This window comes from Mycobacterium sp. (assembly GCF_032159565.1).
Lineage (GTDB): Bacteria > Actinomycetota > Actinomycetes > Mycobacteriales > Mycobacteriaceae > Mycobacterium.
On sequence record NZ_JAVHWR010000094.1, the window covers coordinates 1 to 17548 of the forward strand.

A 17548-nucleotide genomic window follows, 5' to 3' on the forward strand; every position below is an offset into this window, starting at 1 on the left:
CATGGAACAAACTCATTCGCGCATAAGCCGTCGGCGGTGATCGGCGCCTCCCCAGGTAAGATCGGAACCGCTGTGGCGCAACAGAGTCTGCGCAGCGCGCTCAGCTTCTGTGACTCACCCCAGATGACCGCGCCCGAGGCTTATGTGCAAGTCACCCCAGGAATGATCACCGGCGACGGTGAAGTCGCCGAGCCGTCCACAGAACAATTCCTGCGCAACTACATGGACGCGTTCGGCATCTTCGTCAACCGCGTTCACACCGCGCTGGCCCTCGTGCGCTGACGGGTGCCGATCGAAGTTATGAGGGCATAGGGTGGTGTTCGATCGCACGCTCGTCGAGCGGTGGGAGGGATCGACATGAACGGCTCCACGCGGCCCTACGACTGGCCGCCCCTGGTGGTGGACGAATGGACCGCGACCCGCGAAACCTTGCATATGTGGACACAGATAGTCGGCAAGGTCCGCATGGCGCACATGCCGCTGGTGAACCACTGGTGGCAAGTGACGCTGTACGTGAGTCCCCGAGGCCTGACCACCGGCGCAATCCCATATCGGGATGCGGTGTTCGACATGGAGTTCGACTTTGTCAACCAAAATCTTGCGATCCGGAGGAGTAACGGTGATCAGGAGGCGGTGCCGCTGGCGGCGAAACCCGTCGCCGACTTTTACGGAGAGACGCTCTCGGCGCTCGACAGGCTCGGCGTCGAAACACACATCGTGGGGAAGCCCAATGAGGTAGACCCCGCCATCCCATTCGCTGAGGATTATCAGCACGCTGACTACCAGCCCGACGCGGCCCGCACCTTCTGGCGGCAATTGGTGCAGGCCCATCGGGTCATGACGAACTTTCGCGCGAAATTTGTCGGGAAGGCGAGCCCGGTTCAATTCTTCTGGGGTGCTATGGATTTAGCGTGCACGCGGTTCTCCGGGCGGCCGGCCCCCCTGCATCCGGGAGGCGCCCCAAACTGCCCCGACTGGGTGATGGCCGAGGGGTACTCACGGGAGCTCAGCAGCTGTGGATTTTGGCCCGGAGGCGGCAATGAGGGTGCGTTCTACTCGTACGCATACCCCGCGCCAGAGGGTTTCTCTGCTCACTGCGTTGAACCAAGCACCGCCTACTTCAGCGAGGAGCACGGAGAATTCCTGCTGCCCTACGAAGCTGTGCGCACCGCCGACGACCCGGATCGGGCAGTCGCCCGGTTTTTGCAGACCACATACGAGGCGGCCGCCGACCTCGGTGGCTGGGACCGCAGCTCACTTGAAGACGACCCGTATCGCCTGCCACTACGGCCCATGCGCGACAGTTAGCCGAGAGCGGGACGTCATTGTCCCACGCCGAAATCCAACTTGCGACCGAATCGCCGCTCTCGGGACCCAGCGGCCACCACGCACTAACCCGCGGCACATGGCTGGACCGGCGCGCGTTGGTTCGTGACGTTGTCCTTCGGGCCAGCCTGGCCTGCCATCACGCCGACAGACTCATTCCGACGCCGCCACCGACACCGGCTCTGCCGGTGTGGATCTCACACGCATGACAACCTTCGCTATAGATCGCTGGTACTAATCACATCGATATTTTCGGGCGCCCACACAACGATGGATTTAATTGGCGCAGAGATGAATCGGGCCCTTGCCTCGGATTCCAACTGATTACCGGGAGTGAACGCATATGGTCAGTCGACAAAGGCGGGCACCGCAACGTGCTTCCGGCGACACAACAACACGGGGCCACCTGTCCCTTCGCGACAACAATGACTATCGCAGCGTCTCGCTGAAGCGGGAAAGCCCTTCCTATGATATGCGTCAAAGGACAGGAAATGACGCCAGCGCCAGGAAGTTCCGGTTCATTGCCGCGATCGGAGCAAGCGCCGTTGTCACGGTCGGCGCCTTGGCTGTGTGTATCAATCAGGGTCGCAACAACCTCGACGCCGATGCGAGTTCCGGTATGTCTACCGGGGTAACCATCACTGAATCCGTCGCGCCGACAACACCCCCCGTCATCCGGGCGACACCGGGCATCACGGGACCGGCCCCGCTTCCCCCCGAAGACCAGGGGCTCCCCGGATAGATCCCTGCTCGCGCGCAGGGGACTAGCGCATCGGCCGATCTGTCACGCGCCCAGTGGTCGTGGCCGAACTATGTCTGGTGTTCAAAGTACACCGCCGGTGTATGTAGCCGATCTACACCGCCCCGCTGACGTTGCCGACCGACTCCATGCGGACGACTTGGATGTCTACCTTCCCGCGGCTGCGCGCGAACCGTCTCCAATGCGACGCGAGCGCGCCCGCAATCGCTGTCACGCATTTGCACGGCGAGTGGTTCGTTCGGTGTGGGTGATGACAACTGCCGGTGCGTTGTGTTGTCTGCGTCGACATCGACAACCCTGCTGATGCGGTCGATGATCGAAGGGCCGGAAAGACTTACGCAAGCATCGAATTCGCGCAGATCGGAGACCACCATGACCACGAGTTCTCAACGCGCAGAGCATGAAACCGAGCGGGGGCCGAAGGAGGGCGCTTCGCTTGCGGCCGCCGCCCTCATGCTCACCAGCGCCGTATTGACCTTCCTTGTCGGTGTGTTCGCCCTTATCGCCAATGACTTGGTGGTCTCGGGGCCCGGCTACGAATACACCTTCCAACTCTCCGGCTGGGGTTGGATAAACCTACTGACCGCAGTGGTGTTGGCAGCAGTCGCCGTTTCCCTCTTCGTCAACGCCACGGGGGCTCGGGCCGCGGCAATCGTCGCCACCTGCTTGGCCATCGTGGTCTCCTTTCTCTGGATGCCGTATTATCCGCCGGGCTCGATTGTGCTGATAGCCCTTGACGTCGTGGTCATTTGGGGCGTCGCGACATGGAACACGTCCGGTGGGTCGGCGTGACCGCGGATCGGAGAAGCGCCTTCGGTCGCGGGCCGCGTCGCGCAGGCACTTCGCCCTTAGTACCGCCGTCGCCGGCCGGGTGATCTCGCTCGCCGGTATTCTTGGTCGTCCCGTCCGGAACGCCGCCGGTGCGCAAATCGGGAGAGTCAGCGACATCATCGTGCGCCGCGACGTAGCCGGCAGGTACCCGCCGGTAATCGGAGTTCTCGTCCGAGTCCGCAGCGCCTTTGCCTTCATCCAAGAGGCGGACGCGACATTGACTCAAACCGAAGTCGGCGTGGGGTCCAACGCACGAGTGATGTGGCGACCGGAATTGCGGGACGACGACATGCCCCTGGCCCGTGATGTTCTTCATCGCCGGCTGGTTGATACATCCGGTGTTTGCGTCCTGCCGGCAGCCGATGTGTATCTCCTCAATGGGCCGCAAGGCTGGGAGCTGGCGGGTATCGACATGGGCGTCTGGTCTGGTGGCAGGGGACTTGTGGGGCGGCGCAGGGCCTGCCGGCCGCCCGATCGAGTCGTCGACTGGGCCCAGTTGCAGGCGTCGACCGCGACCACTTGCCACGATCAATAAGGCCGGGTTGTCTCGAGACGACAAAGCGACGTCAAAAGATGATCCCGCTGCGACATTCTTCGGCCGGACCTGCGCTCCTACATTTGTGCCCACGAGCTCGATGAAGAGTTCACCGCAACAAGAGCCGACAATTCCGCTTCGCGGAGAATGTGAGAACCCGATGCTTTTCCCGATCATCATCTTCCTGATGACGTTGTCCCCGCTGTACATCCCGGTCGCCATGACGCTGGTTGGCGTCTACAGCAACTGGCGAGGAAAGCGGCGCGGTCGCCCGGTCGGTGCGCGCCGCCCCCGGGTCGCCTCGCTGCCGACCCCTGCATAATCTGGCTTTTGCTAAAGAAGGTGATGCCGCCGGGCGTCACCTTCTTTGCGTCTTTGTGCGTCGTAGGTGGAAGAAGAGGTCTGGTCGGCGGCAGTGCGGACTGCAGCACACTGAAAACGGCTGAGGCCCTCTGAGCCTCGACTGTTCAAACTAAGTATCGATGTCATCGGCCCGTCGCCCCACTGACCGTGTTGGTGTCACAACCCACGATCTCGATGCAGCGATGCTGTGCCCGCGAACATTCCCAAGCCGAAAGCGCCCACTTAGCGTGGAAGAACCAGGACCGAACGACACCAAGTTGATGGGATAAAGGATGAGCACGGATGCGTTAACCGTTCGCGGAAAGTCGGGACACTTCGACGTCGACTCTGAATTTCGTTCTGTCATGCGCGGTCTCGGGCTTGACCCCGCGGACACCGGTGGCACGATAACGTTCGTCGGCGAAGATCCGATCCTCCCGAGCGTGCATCGGCTCGCGGCGTGCATCGGCATCCCGATCATGGCCGGGGCCGCCGGCATCGCCGATATCTGGCGTCAACGCAGCGGCAATGGTCAGGATCTGAGCCTCGACCTGCGCAAGGCCATCCACGGCATCAACCCGATGTACAAATTCACGCCGACAATCAACGGCTACCCCTACCAGATGCCCTTTTTCATGGGCAACCCGATGGGATTCGATTTTTACCGGACCCAGGACGGCCGGTTCTTCCTGCCGACGGGGGCCTACCCGGGCCTCCTGAACAGCATGTGCGCGTTCCTGGGCTGCTCGCCCGATAAGGACAGCATCGCCAGGGCCGTGTCCAAGTGGGACGGTTTGGAACTCGACGAGGCCGCCGCCGCCAAGGAGCTCGTCTTCGCCGTCGTCCGCACCGCCGAGGAATGGGCAGCTCACCCCCAGGGTAAGCAACTCGCCGACAAGCCGTTGGTCGAAATCGTCAAGATCGGCGACAGCGATCCCGAGCCGTTTACCCCGGCGGCACGGCCACTGGCGGGGCTGCGGGTGCTGTCAGCGACCCACGTCATCGCCGGCAACGTCATGTCACGCACATTGGCTGAGCACGGCGCCGAGGTGCTGCAGATCGCCCACCCCGAAGAGTTCGAGCACGAGGCCCTGATGCAGGACCCGTGCGCCGGGTTCACGTCATCGGTATGGCTGGACCTCAACCAGCCCGAAGCGCTACAAACGGCCTACGAACTGGCCGCCGGCGCAGACGTGTTCGTCGAAAGCTACCGCACCCGCAAGATCTCCAACCTGGGTCTGTCGCCCGAGGAACTCGCCGCCCGCCGCCCCGGCATCGTCTACGCCTCCGCACGCTGCTACACCTACGACGGGCCCTGGGCCAACCGGGCCGGGTTCGACATGGAAGCCCTGTGCGTCACCGGGTTCACCACCGAAGAGGGCACCCCCGACCGCCCCGCCTTCCCCCCGACCCACGTCATGAACGACTACATCGCCGGCTACCTCGGTGCGGCCGGCATCCAAGCCGCCCTCATCCGCCGAGCCAAGGAAGGCGGCAGCTACCACGTGCGCGTCAACCTGGCCCGCTGCGCAATGTGGTTCATGTCCCTGGGCAAAGTCGACAAAAACGCCCCGACGCCCACCGGCGAGCAGCATCAACTCCTCGCGCCTGACACCATCACAGCCCAAACGCCCTACGGGGACCTCGTCCGACTCGCCCCACCGGTCGAGTTCTCCGAAACCAAGCCCCGCTGGAAGAACCCACTACTCGTGGTGCGCGGGTCAAGCAAACCGCAGTGGACAACCGGATGAGGCTTGCGACGCTTCTAGGTCCGCCTTGTGAGTGGCGATTCCTGCACGTCGAAAGGACAAGGAATTGAGCAATGACATCCACCAATCAACCGACGAAAAGGCCGCGGAGACCACGATGTATCTGCGCTCCGATGTCCTCGGCGAGGTCGATAATTCGGCTGCATCCGCTGAGTCGGGGATGTGGGCAGTCGATGGTTTGCCGAGCGACGTGGCCGTGTTGTTAATGAAGCGCGGCCCGAATGCGGGATGCCGGTTTCTGCTGGATAGGGCGGCGACATCTGTCGGCCGGCATCCCAATAGCGACATCTTTCTCGACGACGTCACCGCAAGCCGCCGTCACGCCGAATTCCGAAGGGAGAACGGCCAGTTCCTAGTTGTTGACATCGGTAGCCTCAACGGTACTTTCGTGAACCGCAAACCAGTGCAATCATCGGTGCTTGCCAACGGTGATGAGATTCAGATCGGCAAGTTCCGTCTGGTGTTTATTGACCAAGATGGCTAGCACTATTCGACCGCACGGGTGATCGAAGGGGCGCGTCGTGGGAAACGGCCTGCTTTGTCCGCCGCGCGCTACATATCGCTGGGCTACCTGTACCAGTGCTAGCTGACGTGTATCGCTCGAGCGCGGACCCCACTCAAGACCTATTTTGTTCGGCCAATCGAGGCCGTCGAGCGGGTGGCGGCGCTCGATGGAGGAAGTCTGCGGATAATAAGCGTGAAGAGTCCAGCAGAAGGATGGTCAAATGTCACGCCCTCGTCGCTCACCCCGTGGTGACAGTCCCTGGCTGTCCCCGACACAATCGCGCACATGGGTGGCCTATATGCGCGTGCAGTTGCGAATGAACTATGAGATCAATCGCCAATTACAGCGTGATAGCGGACTGTCGTTAGCCGATTATCACGTGCTCAACGCATTGAGTAGTGCGCCGGACCACAAGCTGCAAATCACCGATCTGGCCGCTTTGATCGGATGGGAACGCAGCCGTCTTTCCCACCAGGTGCGGCGTCTGAGCGAACGTGGCCTCACCGAACGCATCCAGTCCGAAGATGACGGCAGGGCGACTGACGCGGTCATAACCGAACAAGGTATGAATGCCATTGTCGCGGCCGCACCAGGCCACGCAACACTAGTCCGAAAGTTGTTCTTCGGGGCGCTCCCTGATGAGCTCGTGCCTTCGCTGACCGCGGCGCTGGAACACATCCAGGCAAGCCTGGACCTGAATGCGTCATTGCCATCGATATCTATTCAGTGAGCCAGTGCGGCCGCGAGGTTGGTGTAGCGGGCAGCTTCCCCGATCGGAGGCTGCAACGTGCCATCGTGGGTGCCCTGCAAAGCCCATGCGTCGTGAGCATTAGCCGACGCCGAACCCAAACGAGTCGTGTTCGCGACGACCTGAACTCTTACAGGGACAGATTTAACACGCCAGCCAGGATCATGGCGGCGCCGGCGATCCTTCCGCTCACGTCACCGAATGGGATCGTCTTCTCCAGAAGGACGAAGATCGCGATCGCCGCGATCCAGAGCAAGTTCATCACGCCACCGACGAACAGCAATCCCATCAGGATCCAGCAGCAGCCCACGCAGTAGCCACCGAGCCTCAGTCCCATGCGGAACGCGCCGAAGTTGCCGGTGCGCCAGTAGCGGGACAGGAAGTGTGCTGGGGCGCGGCAATTCTCGAGGCAGGCATTCTTCAGCGGAGTGAACTGGTAGACGCCGGCCACTATCAACACAGCGGCGCCGAACCCAGCGCTTCTCGACACCATCATCGGAGAGAGCAACGCGGCCCGATCCAGAGCGTGCTGGGCGATGGTGGCCAGAAGGCTGAAGGCCGTCCACATCGAGATGTAACCGGCGACCAAGAGGGTCGTCGAGGCCAGCGGGTTGTTCTGGGAGGCGGCCTTCCGAGCGACTGCGGCATAGAGCAGGGTCATTGGTGCCGCAGTAGGTACCATCATGGCCACCATCATGACGGCCCACATCGCCAGTCTCAGGCCGAATTCAGTTGCCGTCCAAGGCTGTACCCGTGTCATCGCGTCGACCATCGGCGCCATTGATCGATCGCTCGAGTCCGCTGACCCGTTCGCCATGTGGCTTGCTGCCACTACTAGGACGTAGACCCAGGCTGCGATGGTGATGCCGCTCAGACCGGCGATCACGGCAAGTTGGTCCCGGTGGCGCCCGACCCAAGACGTGGTCAGCGGATCATTCCGTCTTGGTCTACGTGCAGCACGTTGAACTGGCCGTAGCTGTCCTTCAGGTCGAGCTCGATGCCCGCCTTGGCAACGGTGTTGCCGTTGCCCATCTCGGCGAAGATGTAGTGGATCCCATCCGGCATGTTGATGCGTGACCTGGTCGGCTTCCCCGTGTAGGGACTGATGATCGGCGTTCCCCGCGATTCGACCAGCTTTTCAATTTTCAGGTCGGCCATTCGCTGATCAACATCGATCGACAGCTTGATCGGTGAGTAGAGCGTGTCCAGCACGGTCGACATCGTGCTGTTGTACACGAAGAAATGCGTTGCTCCGGGAGCAGTTGACTCGCCGTGAAGGATCTTCCGCAGTCCATCTCGTTGGGCCGGCTCCGCCCGCTCGGCGATGATCACCTGCTGCGTGCCATTGCCCTCGGCGACCTCGCCCGGCCAATACATGAGCACTGCCCAGTCCAGGCTGTCGAGATTCGTGTCGTTGAAGTTTCCCTCTTCGATGTGGCCACACATCACCGTCTCGCAGTGCCCGTAGGTTGTCTTGGCGCCGAACTGGCATGGGCAGCCCCAGCCGCAGTTGCAGTTCGTGAATTCGGTACCGCGAATCGTCCATCGATCAGCCACCGGATGCTCCGTCCCCGCGTGTTCCGGACAGATAGTAGTATTTTATATGATGTATCAATCAAACAGTCTCGGTGGATACGAGCCGGTCCCGCCGGTCGCGATCGTTATTCGCGCGGCCTCGCCGCGCCGATAGGCGTGAGCGCGACAACTGGGATGGTCCGCGACGTCATGCGCTGGTACTCGGCGAATCCGGGATACGCGCGGCTTGCAGTGCGTACTTGTCGTCGCGTTCGGCGCCCTGTATATCGGTCGCGTGCACGTCGATGATGCCGTCGCCGACTTCGATGCGGACATTGGGGTTGGCCTTCAGGTTCCAGTACCAGGCGGGGTTGTAGTCGGCACCCTGATTCGAGGGGAAGACTAGGTACCGTTCGCCGTCGGCGAGGTACATCATGATGTTGGTCCGCGGTTTTCCACTGCGTGCACCGACTGTGTGCAGTACTACGATCGGCGCACCTTCGAACGGGCCACTGACGCGACCGTGGTTGGCGCGGAACTCGGCGATATTGCGCTCGTTGAAGTCGTTGCCATCGCTCATCGTGGTCTCCTCAAATCGCTCAGGGTCGCAGCACTAACTTGCCGCGGGTGCGGCGTAGTTCGAGCTCCCGGTACGCGTCTTGCACATCTTTGAGTGCGAATACTCCGGCGATCGGCACTTCCAGCTCACCCTGCGCGACGAGGTCAGCCAACTCGGCGACCACCGCGGCAGTCGCGGCGTCTGCGCCGCCTGCCGACAACACTCCGAACTGTTCTACGGCAGCGAAATCGGTGATGGTGTCGATCCTGTCGCGAGGCACGTTGAGGTCCTCGACCGCCATGGCGACATATCCACCACCGAAGAAATCCAGCAGGGCGTCGATGCGTTTGGACGGTGCTGCGGCGCGCAGCCGGGCTGGCAAGTCGTCACCATAGTTGACTGCGACGGCGCCATGGTCGGCGAGCCAGGCATCGTTGGATGGCCCGGCGATACCGAGGACCGCGGCACCGGTGCGTCGCGCGAGTTGAACAGCGATCGAACCGACACCGCCGGCCGCGCCCGCGATCGCCACCGTATCTCCCGGTAGGAGGCGCACCGCCTGCACCGCCCCGTAGGCAGTCGCACCCGCGACGAACAGCGAGCCGGCCACCTCCCAGGAAACCTCCGACGGCTTTGGGGTCAACTGGGCTGCGGGCACCGTCACGTATTCTGCGTGGCTCGACCGCTGCATGGAGAACCCGATCACCTCGTCGCCGACTGCGAAATCGCTTATGCCGGGGCCGAGTTCGGCCACCATCCCCGCCAGGTCACTGCCTTGACCCGACGGAAATGTCGCAGGAAACATATCGCGAACGGCCCCTAAGCGAATCGCCGCCTCACTGATATTGATGCCGGCTGCCTTGACCTCGACGAGAACTTCGCCGGCTCCGGGAACAGGCCGAGGCACCTCGCGCACCTCGAGTACGTCGACTTCGCCGTACGAATCGAACTGCACCGCTTTCGGCATAGAACTACAGTAGTTGATTTACATGATGTGTCAATCAGTTGGGAGCTGAAGAACGATTCACGAATAATCTGTCTAGATGGCCGCGCCGCGGCAAAACCACGGTCGACCTCATTCGGTGGCGTCGGCGGGTAGTACGTTCGATCCCGAACCACTGAGTTGACGCTGCGCGCTGCGGCTGAGCTCATCAACACTGACCGTGAGGCTGGTGAACACCTCGCTGATCAGCCGGATCTTGATCGTTTTTTGGCCCGCTACGGCTGGACCGGCCGGCGAGACCGCGACGATTCTGAAGTGCCGGCGGTCCAGGCGCTGCGGGCGCGGCTAGGTCGGATCTGGGAAGCGGCCGACGATGAGGAGGCGGGCCGTCGCGATGGTCAATGCGCTGCTGGCGGACGCGCATGCCTCGCCGTGGCTGACCCGTCACCCGGAGATGCCGGAGTGGCACCTGCACCTGGCCTCACAGCGCGACCCGCTGGCGCAGCGCATGGGTGCGGAGTTCGCGAGGGCGTTGGCCGACCTGATCCGGTGGGGGAGTTGCGGCGGTTGAAGATCTGTGCGGCGCCCGACTGCAAGGCGGTTGTTGTGGACTTGTCCCGCAATCGGTCACGCATGCTCTGCGAGACCGGAAATTGCGGCAACCGCCAATATGTTGCGGCTTACCGCGAACGGCGCGCGAAGGACAGGTAACGTCGGCCGTCGTGGGTTCGAGCCGGCGTGACCTTGACATCGTGGTGTACGGGGCCACGGGTTTTATCGGTAAGCTCACCGCCAACTATCTGGCGAGTTCGCGTGCGGAGGCTCGCGTCGCGCTGGCCGGTCGATCCCTCGATCGGCTGCATGCCGTTCGAAGTTCGCTCGGCACCGCTGCGCAGGAATGGCGACTGATCGTCGCCGATGTCTCACAGCCGGAGGCGTTGCGGGCGATGGCCGCCCGAACACAGGTGGTGGTGAGCGCCGTCGGGCCGTACACCACGCACGGACTACCTGTCGTCGCCGCGTGTGCGGCGACCGGGACCGATTACGCCGACTTGACCGGTGAGGTGCCGTTCGTACGTAACAGCATCGACCTCTACCACAGCCAGGCAATCGAGAGCGGCTCCCGCATCGTCCATTCCTGTGGGTTCGACTCCGTCCCTTCGGATTTGACGGCTTACGCACTGCATCGCAGAGCTATCGACGACAAGGCCGGTGAGTTGACCGACACGACGTTGGTGTTGCGTGATTATTCCGGTGGTTATGCCGGCGGGTCGATTGCGACGATGGTCGAATTGATGCGTATCGCCTCGGACGATGCCGGCGTGCGGCGCATGCTCGATGACCCCTACAGCCTCAGCCCCGACAGACGAGCCGAGCCCGATTTGGGGGATCAGCCGGATCTGCCGTTGTGTAGGGGGGCGCAGATCTCACCGGAGCTGACCGGTCTGTGGGCCGGCGGTTACGTAATGGCCCTCTACAACACGCGATGTGTGAGGCGCAGCAACGCGCTCCTTGGGTGGACCTATGGCCGGCGATTCCGGTATGCGGAAACGATCACCATGGGCTCGACTGTCCTGTCTCCGTTTATCGCGGCGATGTTCAACGCCGGCATCGCCAATGCCTCCCGCTATGGGGGCGAGTTCTTGCGGATGCTTCCTCGCGGCTTCGCCGACCGGATGATGCCCCGCGCCGGGATTGGACACGACGAAGGTACGCGTGGGCATTACAAGGTCGAGACATACACCACCACGACCAGCGGAGCCCGTTATGTGGCGACCATGGCTCAGCAGGCTGACCCCGGTTACACCGCCACCTCGGTGCTGGCCGGCGAGTGCGCGCTGGCGCTGGCGCTGGACCGAGACAAGTTGTCGGACTCACGCGGCGTCGTCACGCCTGCGGTAGCAATGGGGGACGTCCTGATGACGCGACTGCCCGCCGCCGGGGTAACGCTCAAGACGGCACAGTTGAGCTGACCAGCTGCTCAGGGTAGGTAGAAGCCGCGGATACGGTGAAATCGACTGCGGCCGAGTAACGCATTCGCGGCCTGCAGCCCCGACATCACGGCGGCCTCGATACAGCCCGCGTTGATCCCAGAGTCAGTCCAGTCGCCGGCGAGAACCAGGTTGTCGTAACCACTTTCGTCGGACCGGAGTCGATACTTGTCCGAACCGGGAACGGACTGCACATATCTGTCCGATGGGTCGATGTTGACGCTGACATGTTGTCGGTCGAGGGCGGCTGCGCCACGGTCACCGTTCACGCCGCTGAGCAGATTCCAGACGAATCCGTTTCCGGTGACCGCACCGGGCAGATAAAGCGACAGATGGTGGTCGAGGTATGTCACAGCGTTGGTGAGGACCTGCTGACGGCAGCTGGCCACGTAGTCTGCAGGGTCACCGTCCGGCGGCCACTGGGCGTTGAAGGCTCCGCAGAAATACGCGATCGTGCGTGGACGGTCTTCGTCGGGCCAGTTCTCTGCCCAGAGTGTTTGAGGCATCGAGGCCCAGGTGTCGAATGGGGCGACGTAGCCGCTGGTTGTCACACCCGGCAGGTGCCATCCCAGTTCAGACTCCAAGGGGCGCAGCCATAATTGGAAGGCTTGGGTGGCAACGGTGCGCAGATGCGTCGTCATCTCCAGCCATTCCGGTCGGTCGGCGATCAATTCTGCCGCCACCATCTCGACCATCCCGAGCGAGGTCGCCAGGACGACGTGATCAAAGTCCACACCGCGGCGCAGCACGCTGGTCTCCACGTCGTCCCGTCGAGCGAAATGCGACTCCAGGTCCTCGATTCCGGCCTTCGCCACGATCTGGTCCGCTAATGGAGCTTTGGGGAACACTGGCAATCCCTTGACAGTCGTAAGCGGTTCGTAGTTCTCGATTCCCTCGGCCATGGCGACCTGACGGCCCACTGTGATGGCGTCGATGACCAGGCGGCGCTCGTCGAGATGCAACTGGTCGACGCGGTGAAAGAACTCGAATCGCACGCCGCGCTTTCGCAGTGCCTGGTAGAGCGGTGCGATGACGACGTCACCCATGCCCGCGGTCATCTTCCAGAAAAACGCGCCCTTGTACTGAAAGAGTGCAATGCCGGTGAGGAGCACCGCGAGTCCGGCGGCAAAGGACGGCCGTGTGTAGTCACCGTCCTCGTAGCCGAACACCATGTCGTACATTCCACGCACAAGCGGGAAGTCGAGCACCTCAACCGGAGCGCCGTGTCGCAGAATCCAGTGCCCGTAGTCCTCGTCATTGATGGCCCTGAAACCACGGGGGTCGGTCACCAAGTTGTCGGTGATCAGCCCGCGTGCCGTGGCAACAAGAAGTGCCAGCATCAACCAAAACCGTTTGTGATCGGGCCGACGCTCGTAGTCGAGAGCCCCCCGAATGGCTTCCAGCGATTGCGCCAACAGGCCGGCGTGAAGAACACGTCGGCCCGGAGAAGCACTCAGAGCCGCGATAGTGGCGAATGCCGCCCGCCGGGTGACTTCACGCCATTCTGTCGCTTTCGGGTCGGAAGTGGCGGAGAGTACCAATCCGGCTGTCTCGTCCAGTGATTCGGCGAAGTCGAGTACCAACTGGAGCGCTCGTCGGAGAAACTCGACGACCGTCAGTTCGCGACCCGTTGCGTCGGGGTCACCGGGCAGCTGATCGTTACGCGAGAAGCGCCCTGGCCACACCGACCAGTCTCGACCAGACTGATCGGCCATCGCCAGGTTGTCGGCAGGCACCAGCGCCTGGTCCCACGTTCGGATCGGAGTTTGCGGAGCGGTTGTTGGACGGTCGAGTTCGGCGTAGCACTCGCGCAACAGCGCAAAGGCGTTCTCGTACGAGCCGAGCCACACGTGCAATCCGTGCTCTTCGATCCGGCCGTGTGGCCCTCTGCTGGACGCTGCCTTGCCACCGAGACGCCATCCGCGTTGATAAACCGTTATCGACTCGAAGCGGTCCCGCCAGCCTGGCTCGCTGAGCCGCCACGCGGCGCTCAGACCGGCCATGCCCCCGCCCAGAATCGCTACCCGGCCGCGAGGCGTGCTCACCTGAGCAGGGCCCGCGCTCGCGCCAATTCGGGCCACGTCTGATCGACGGGGAAGTGACTCAGCGCGTCCTCCAATACGGTCCGGCCTGACTCGCCGACCAGCTCGAAAACGTCTGCAGCGGCGCGCAGTTCAAATACAGGATGGCCTTGTTGCTGGGCCAACTCTATGACCCCCCGAAGCTCCGCGTGACGGGCATGCGCGTCGTCGTGGGTGTGGGCCCGAATGCGCAGCAATTCGGCATCGTAGAAATGTATTCCGGTTTCGTCGGCCATCTGCAGAGCGAGCTCGGCCCGCTCGCGAGCTTCGCTTTTCATGCCTACCGCGATCAGAAGCCGCGCCAGTAATCCGTCGTAGACGCCGAGGAATGTCTTCATGTCGGCGCCACGCCATGCGTCGACGACCGCAGTGATGGCCGCGATATGTGCATGCAACGTAGCGGCATGGGTCTCGCCGGCGGCCAGCGCGGCCCTCGCGGCCAACGAGGCCTGGTTACAGACCGAAATCATCGCCCATTCGTCGAAGCCGTGCTGCTCGGCCCGGCCGGCGACTTCGGCGACGAGTTGGTTGGCCTCCTCGAGTTGGCCCGCCTCGACACGTGCCATCGTCTCCATCGCCAGCCCGTAGCAGAGGGTGAACGGGCCGTGCGGGAACGCCAGCTTCTTGCAATGGCCTTCGACAAGCGCGAACGCTGACTCGGCTCCAGCGAGATCGCCCTCGAAGAAGCGGAGGAGCCCCAGGAATGTGTGCGCGCCGGCCAACGGATCGTTTGGTGCGAACCACGCCCCTTCGATCTTCGGCGAGCCGATCCGATCCAGTGCTGTAGCGCCCGACTCCAGCATCGCCCTCGCCGGACGGAATTCGCCTCGGAAAGTGGCCAGCACTCCCAGCACCACATCGTTGGCCACTTCGTACCATTCCGGCATGTCCGGCAGGTTTCTCAGCGCCTCGACCAATTGAGTTGCCCGGTGGAGATCGCCACGGGTGGCGTAGTAGCTCCACAGACCAGTGAAGGTCGCGTAGAGCTGGCTACTTGGCTCGTCGCCGACCAGCTGTAGGCACCGCTCGAACTCGGCGGCCGCCTCGGTGCTCGCATGGCCTGTCGCGACCGACGTGAGGAATCCGCGCTCGAGGCGAACGGCGACCTCGTTCCGATCACGTGTAGGACCGGCTGGCATCAGATCGACGTTCTCCAGCGCGCGGGTGAGGTGGTTGCGTGCTTCGATCAGTGCGCCGCGCTGCCGGGCATTGGCCGACGCGTTCTGGCAGGCCACCACAGCCTCGTCGAAACGTTCGGCACGCTCGTAATGGTGTGCCACCAGTGCCCATTCGGGAGCCGTGTCGTCGGCTGCCCCGACCAGCGCATCCCCGATCCGGCTGTGAAGTCTGCGGCGCACACTCGGCGGCGATAGCTCGGCGGCCACCTCACGCAGCAGCTCGTGCCGGAAGCGCCAACTGTCTGGGCCGATCCGCTGCAAAACCCCGCCGCGCGTGAACTCATCGAGCAGCGCATCCACCTTTTCGGTGCCCAACTGGACCGCCGATGCCAACAGCCGGTGATCGATGTGGCGGCCGACGAGTGCGGCCGCCTCGACTACCAGCGGCGCGTGCCTGCTGCTCTGCAGACGGGCCATCAACGCCTCGTACAAGGTGTCGGGCACCTGGGCGGATTCGCCCGTCCCTTCGGACAAGTTCTTGAGTTTGGCGACCACTTCTTCGATGTACAGCGGGATTCCGTCACATCGTTGACGCACCGAGGCTCGCGCCGCAGGGGTCAATTCAAAGTGCAGAGCCTGGATCAGCGTGTCGGCTTCTGCGTCGGTGAGCGGACCCAGGCTGTATGTCTGTGCGCAGTCGATCGCAGCAGGCAATTGGCGCCCGTTGACGACGACGAGGAGCCGCCCCGATTTGTCCTGCAGCAGGGCCTGAACGATCTCGATGGTGTCCTCGTCGAACCAGTGAATGTCCTCGACCAGCACCAGCCCGGGTCCGGTGCCAATGCACGCCAGCAGATATTCGTTGATAGCGCCGGCGATCTGGTCGTATAGCTTGCCCGCGCGCGCAGGTGTAGGTCGATAGCCGCTGTCTGGGCCGATGCCGAGCACCGGCGCCAGCAGGGGCACCGCCACGTCGGCGCTGATCCCGTATCCCTCGACCTCCGTGGCGAGCTTACCCAGACTCTCCACCGGATCAGACCCACGGTGGATGCCGCACCGTCGCTCGAGCAACCTCCTTACCGGACGCAGGCCGATATCCGTGTGGAACGGGGACCCGTACAGGTCGAGGACAACGGCACCGGATTGCTTGGCCATCTCCACCGCGGCGCCGGCAAGCCGACTCTTACCGATTCCGCCCTCTCCGCAAAAGGCGATGCACGGGTCGGACAGACTGCCTGCGACGGCCTTCCTCCAACTGTCGCTGAGGTACTCGAGTTCGCGTTCCCGACCGACGAGCGGGCCTCGCGCGATCGCGGTGACATCGCGGTCGGCGATCACCCGGTAATGGACGATGTCCTCATCGACACCCTTGATCGGAGCCGGCGGGCGTTCCTCCAGTTCGAACCTGTCGTGAACCACGTGTTCGATCGCCTCCGACACGGCGACCGATCCGGGTTCGGCCAGGCTGCACACCCGTGCGGTCAGATTGGCGCCAAGGCCGTAGACGTCGTCTTGCCCAATATCGAGATACACAACCCCCCTGTGGACACCCACTCGGACATCGATGTCGAAGCCGAAGCGTCGCTTTACCCGCCAACTCAGCACAGCCACTTCGTTGATGATGTCAAGCCCGGCTTGCACTGCCCGGTGCGCATCGTTTTCGTGCGCTATGGGATGGCCGAAGACCGCCAACAGCCCGTCGCCTCGGGTGGAGCCGATATGACCCTCGAAGCGGTTGACGATGGTGGTCACCAGATCGCGATAGCGCCCAACCACCGTGCGGTAGATCTCGGGATCGATTCGGGTGGACAATGCGGTGGAGTCAACGAGGTCGGCGAACAACATGGTGAGACGACGAATTTCGCCGCCGCCGCCTGGGTTGGCAAGCAATTCTTCCGCGTCGGGATTGTTGCGGTCCACCGCAAGCACCTGTCCGACGAGTGCGTCGGCAGTGGCGCGATCACCCCGCGTTATCGCCGAGATCGCGCGATCGAGCAACTCGTCGATAGTGGACTTCGTGGAACGGTCGGTCACAGGCCTACGGTGACCTCGACAGTTTGAGGCTTTCCGCTGGGGTCATTCGGGTTCTTCAGCATTATCTTGCCTTTGTAGTTGGCACCGATGTATCGGTAATCCTTCAGCCGGATCTGGATCTGCGTCTCCCCCGCGGGCAATACGTCCGGTTCGATATCGAGGCTGGCGGGAGGGATCTTCGTTTTCGGCTGGCCGACGCGGACAAATGCGGAGGCGCTGACGATCCGAGGGTAAGGCGCGGACGGGCTTACGTCGACGGTCTCCGAGTCCAACTCCTCGGAGGTCTGCTGGAGCCACCACGGGCCGGCCAACGCCCCCTGGATTACGGCAGCAGTGGTCCGGAGCTGGAGATCGACGAGCTCGTGGATGATGCGAATCCACGGGTCTAGACCCCAGCGGCCAGTCTGGTCGTCGACCGACGCATTTTCCGTGATGGTATTGACCTCGTTCAAGTAGCCGCGCAGCATCTGCTTGGCCTGTCGGGTCCTCAT

16 protein-coding genes and 1 pseudogene are annotated in these 17548 nt (G+C 62.9%); 10 read left to right on the forward strand and 7 right to left on the reverse strand.

The genetic code is table 11. The features are described 5' to 3' along the window. The 8 genes from QOC76_RS11555 to QOC76_RS11590 form a co-directional block, all read left to right on the forward strand. Window positions 1-282, forward strand: a 282-nt coding sequence (locus QOC76_RS11555) for an NADPH-dependent FMN reductase (protein ID WP_526356975.1), incomplete at its 5' end; no start/stop codon positions are given. Window positions 283-357: 75 nt separating this feature from the next. Continuing rightward, a complete protein-coding gene (locus QOC76_RS11560; protein WP_526356976.1) occupies window positions 358-1308 on the forward strand; it encodes a DUF5996 family protein in 951 nt (316 codons plus the stop codon). Between the two features lie 1150 nt (window positions 1309-2458). After that, window positions 2459-2878, forward strand: a complete 420-nt coding sequence (locus QOC76_RS11565) for a DUF7144 family membrane protein (protein WP_526356977.1) — start codon at window positions 2459-2461, stop codon at window positions 2876-2878. Window positions 2879-2957: 79 nt separating this feature from the next. Further along, on the forward strand, window positions 2958-3452 hold the full coding sequence (locus tag QOC76_RS11570; RefSeq protein WP_526356978.1) for a hypothetical protein: 495 nt from the start codon (window positions 2958-2960) through the stop codon (window positions 3450-3452). A gap of 160 nt (window positions 3453-3612) precedes the next feature. Further along, the gene (locus QOC76_RS11575) at window positions 3613-3774 is read left to right on the forward strand and encodes a hypothetical protein (RefSeq protein ID WP_526356979.1); all 162 of its coding nucleotides are present in this window, start codon (window positions 3613-3615) and stop codon (window positions 3772-3774) included. Between the two features lie 385 nt (window positions 3775-4159). Further along, window positions 4160-5545 carry a CoA transferase gene (locus QOC76_RS11580; RefSeq protein ID WP_526356980.1) on the forward strand — a complete coding sequence of 462 codons (1386 nt, stop codon included), beginning with the start codon at window positions 4160-4162 and terminating at the stop codon, window positions 5543-5545. A gap of 115 nt (window positions 5546-5660) precedes the next feature. Then, on the forward strand, window positions 5661-6047 hold the full coding sequence (locus tag QOC76_RS11585) for an FHA domain-containing protein (protein WP_526356995.1): 387 nt from the start codon (window positions 5661-5663) through the stop codon (window positions 6045-6047). 319 nt (window positions 6048-6366) lie between these two features. After that, on the forward strand, window positions 6367-6798 hold the full coding sequence (locus tag QOC76_RS11590) for a MarR family winged helix-turn-helix transcriptional regulator (RefSeq protein ID WP_526356981.1): 432 nt from the start codon (window positions 6367-6369) through the stop codon (window positions 6796-6798). Between the two features lie 148 nt (window positions 6799-6946). Here QOC76_RS11590 and QOC76_RS11595 read toward each other — a convergent pair whose 3' ends face one another. The 4 genes from QOC76_RS11595 to QOC76_RS11610 all read right to left on the reverse strand — a co-directional run bounded on the left by QOC76_RS11595 (window position 6947) and on the right by QOC76_RS11610 (window position 9857). Continuing rightward, a complete protein-coding gene (locus QOC76_RS11595) occupies window positions 6947-7702 on the reverse strand; it encodes a DUF2182 domain-containing protein (protein WP_526356982.1) in 756 nt (251 codons plus the stop codon). Between the two features lie 38 nt (window positions 7703-7740). Further along, a complete protein-coding gene (locus QOC76_RS11600) occupies window positions 7741-8373 on the reverse strand; it encodes a DUF1326 domain-containing protein (RefSeq protein ID WP_526356983.1) in 633 nt (210 codons plus the stop codon). Window positions 8374-8539: 166 nt separating this feature from the next. Beyond that, window positions 8540-8911: a nitroreductase/quinone reductase family protein gene (locus tag QOC76_RS11605; RefSeq protein ID WP_526356984.1), complete on the reverse strand. Its 372-nt coding sequence runs from the start codon at window positions 8909-8911 to the stop codon at window positions 8540-8542. Window positions 8912-8930: 19 nt separating this feature from the next. Next, a complete protein-coding gene (locus tag QOC76_RS11610; protein ID WP_526356985.1) occupies window positions 8931-9857 on the reverse strand; it encodes an NADP-dependent oxidoreductase in 927 nt (308 codons plus the stop codon). Window positions 9858-10013: 156 nt separating this feature from the next. On the opposite strand from QOC76_RS11610, the pseudogene QOC76_RS11615 reads away from it, so the two are divergent. Beyond that, window positions 10014-10544: pseudogene (locus QOC76_RS11615) on the forward strand (CGNR zinc finger domain-containing protein). 11 nt (window positions 10545-10555) lie between these two features. Next, entirely contained in the window at window positions 10556-11806 is a 1251-nt protein-coding gene (locus tag QOC76_RS11620) for a saccharopine dehydrogenase family protein (protein WP_526356986.1), read from the forward strand. 8 nt (window positions 11807-11814) lie between these two features. Here QOC76_RS11620 and QOC76_RS11625 read toward each other — a convergent pair whose 3' ends face one another. Genes QOC76_RS11625 through QOC76_RS11635 form a run of 3 tightly spaced genes read right to left on the reverse strand, consistent with a single transcriptional unit; the run spans window position 11815 to window position 17524 of the window. Beyond that, the gene (locus QOC76_RS11625; protein ID WP_526356987.1) at window positions 11815-13869 is read right to left on the reverse strand and encodes an FAD-dependent oxidoreductase; all 2055 of its coding nucleotides are present in this window, start codon (window positions 13867-13869) and stop codon (window positions 11815-11817) included. Continuing rightward, window positions 13866-17057, reverse strand: a complete 3192-nt coding sequence (locus QOC76_RS11630; RefSeq protein ID WP_526356988.1) for an ATP-binding protein — start codon at window positions 17055-17057, stop codon at window positions 13866-13868. The genes QOC76_RS11625 and QOC76_RS11630 overlap by 4 nt, the downstream gene beginning before the upstream one ends. Continuing rightward, complete coding sequence (locus QOC76_RS11635) at window positions 17054-17524, reverse strand: hypothetical protein (RefSeq protein ID WP_526356989.1); 471 nt, start codon at window positions 17522-17524, stop codon at window positions 17054-17056. Before QOC76_RS11635 ends, QOC76_RS11630 begins: the two co-directional genes overlap by 4 nt. Window positions 17525-17548: the final 24 nt, after the last annotated feature.

Coding starts and splice junctions, on each gene's coding strand:
- QOC76_RS11560 (WP_526356976.1), top strand. CDS start 358: ATGAACGGCTCCACGCGGCCCTACGACTGGCCGCCCCTGGTGGTGGAC.
- QOC76_RS11565 (WP_526356977.1), top strand. CDS start 2,459: ATGACCACGAGTTCTCAACGCGCAGAGCATGAAACCGAGCGGGGGCCG.
- QOC76_RS11575 (WP_526356979.1), top strand. CDS start 3,613: ATGCTTTTCCCGATCATCATCTTCCTGATGACGTTGTCCCCGCTGTAC.
- QOC76_RS11580 (WP_526356980.1), top strand. CDS start 4,160: ATGCGCGGTCTCGGGCTTGACCCCGCGGACACCGGTGGCACGATAACG.
- QOC76_RS11585 (WP_526356995.1), top strand. CDS start 5,661: ATGTATCTGCGCTCCGATGTCCTCGGCGAGGTCGATAATTCGGCTGCA.
- QOC76_RS11590 (WP_526356981.1), top strand. CDS start 6,367: ATGCGCGTGCAGTTGCGAATGAACTATGAGATCAATCGCCAATTACAG.
- QOC76_RS11605 (WP_526356984.1), bottom strand. CDS start 8,911: ATGAGCGATGGCAACGACTTCAACGAGCGCAATATCGCCGAGTTCCGC.
- QOC76_RS11610 (WP_526356985.1), bottom strand. CDS start 9,857: ATGCCGAAAGCGGTGCAGTTCGATTCGTACGGCGAAGTCGACGTACTC.
- QOC76_RS11635 (WP_526356989.1), bottom strand. CDS start 17,524: ATGCTGCGCGGCTACTTGAACGAGGTCAATACCATCACGGAAAATGCG.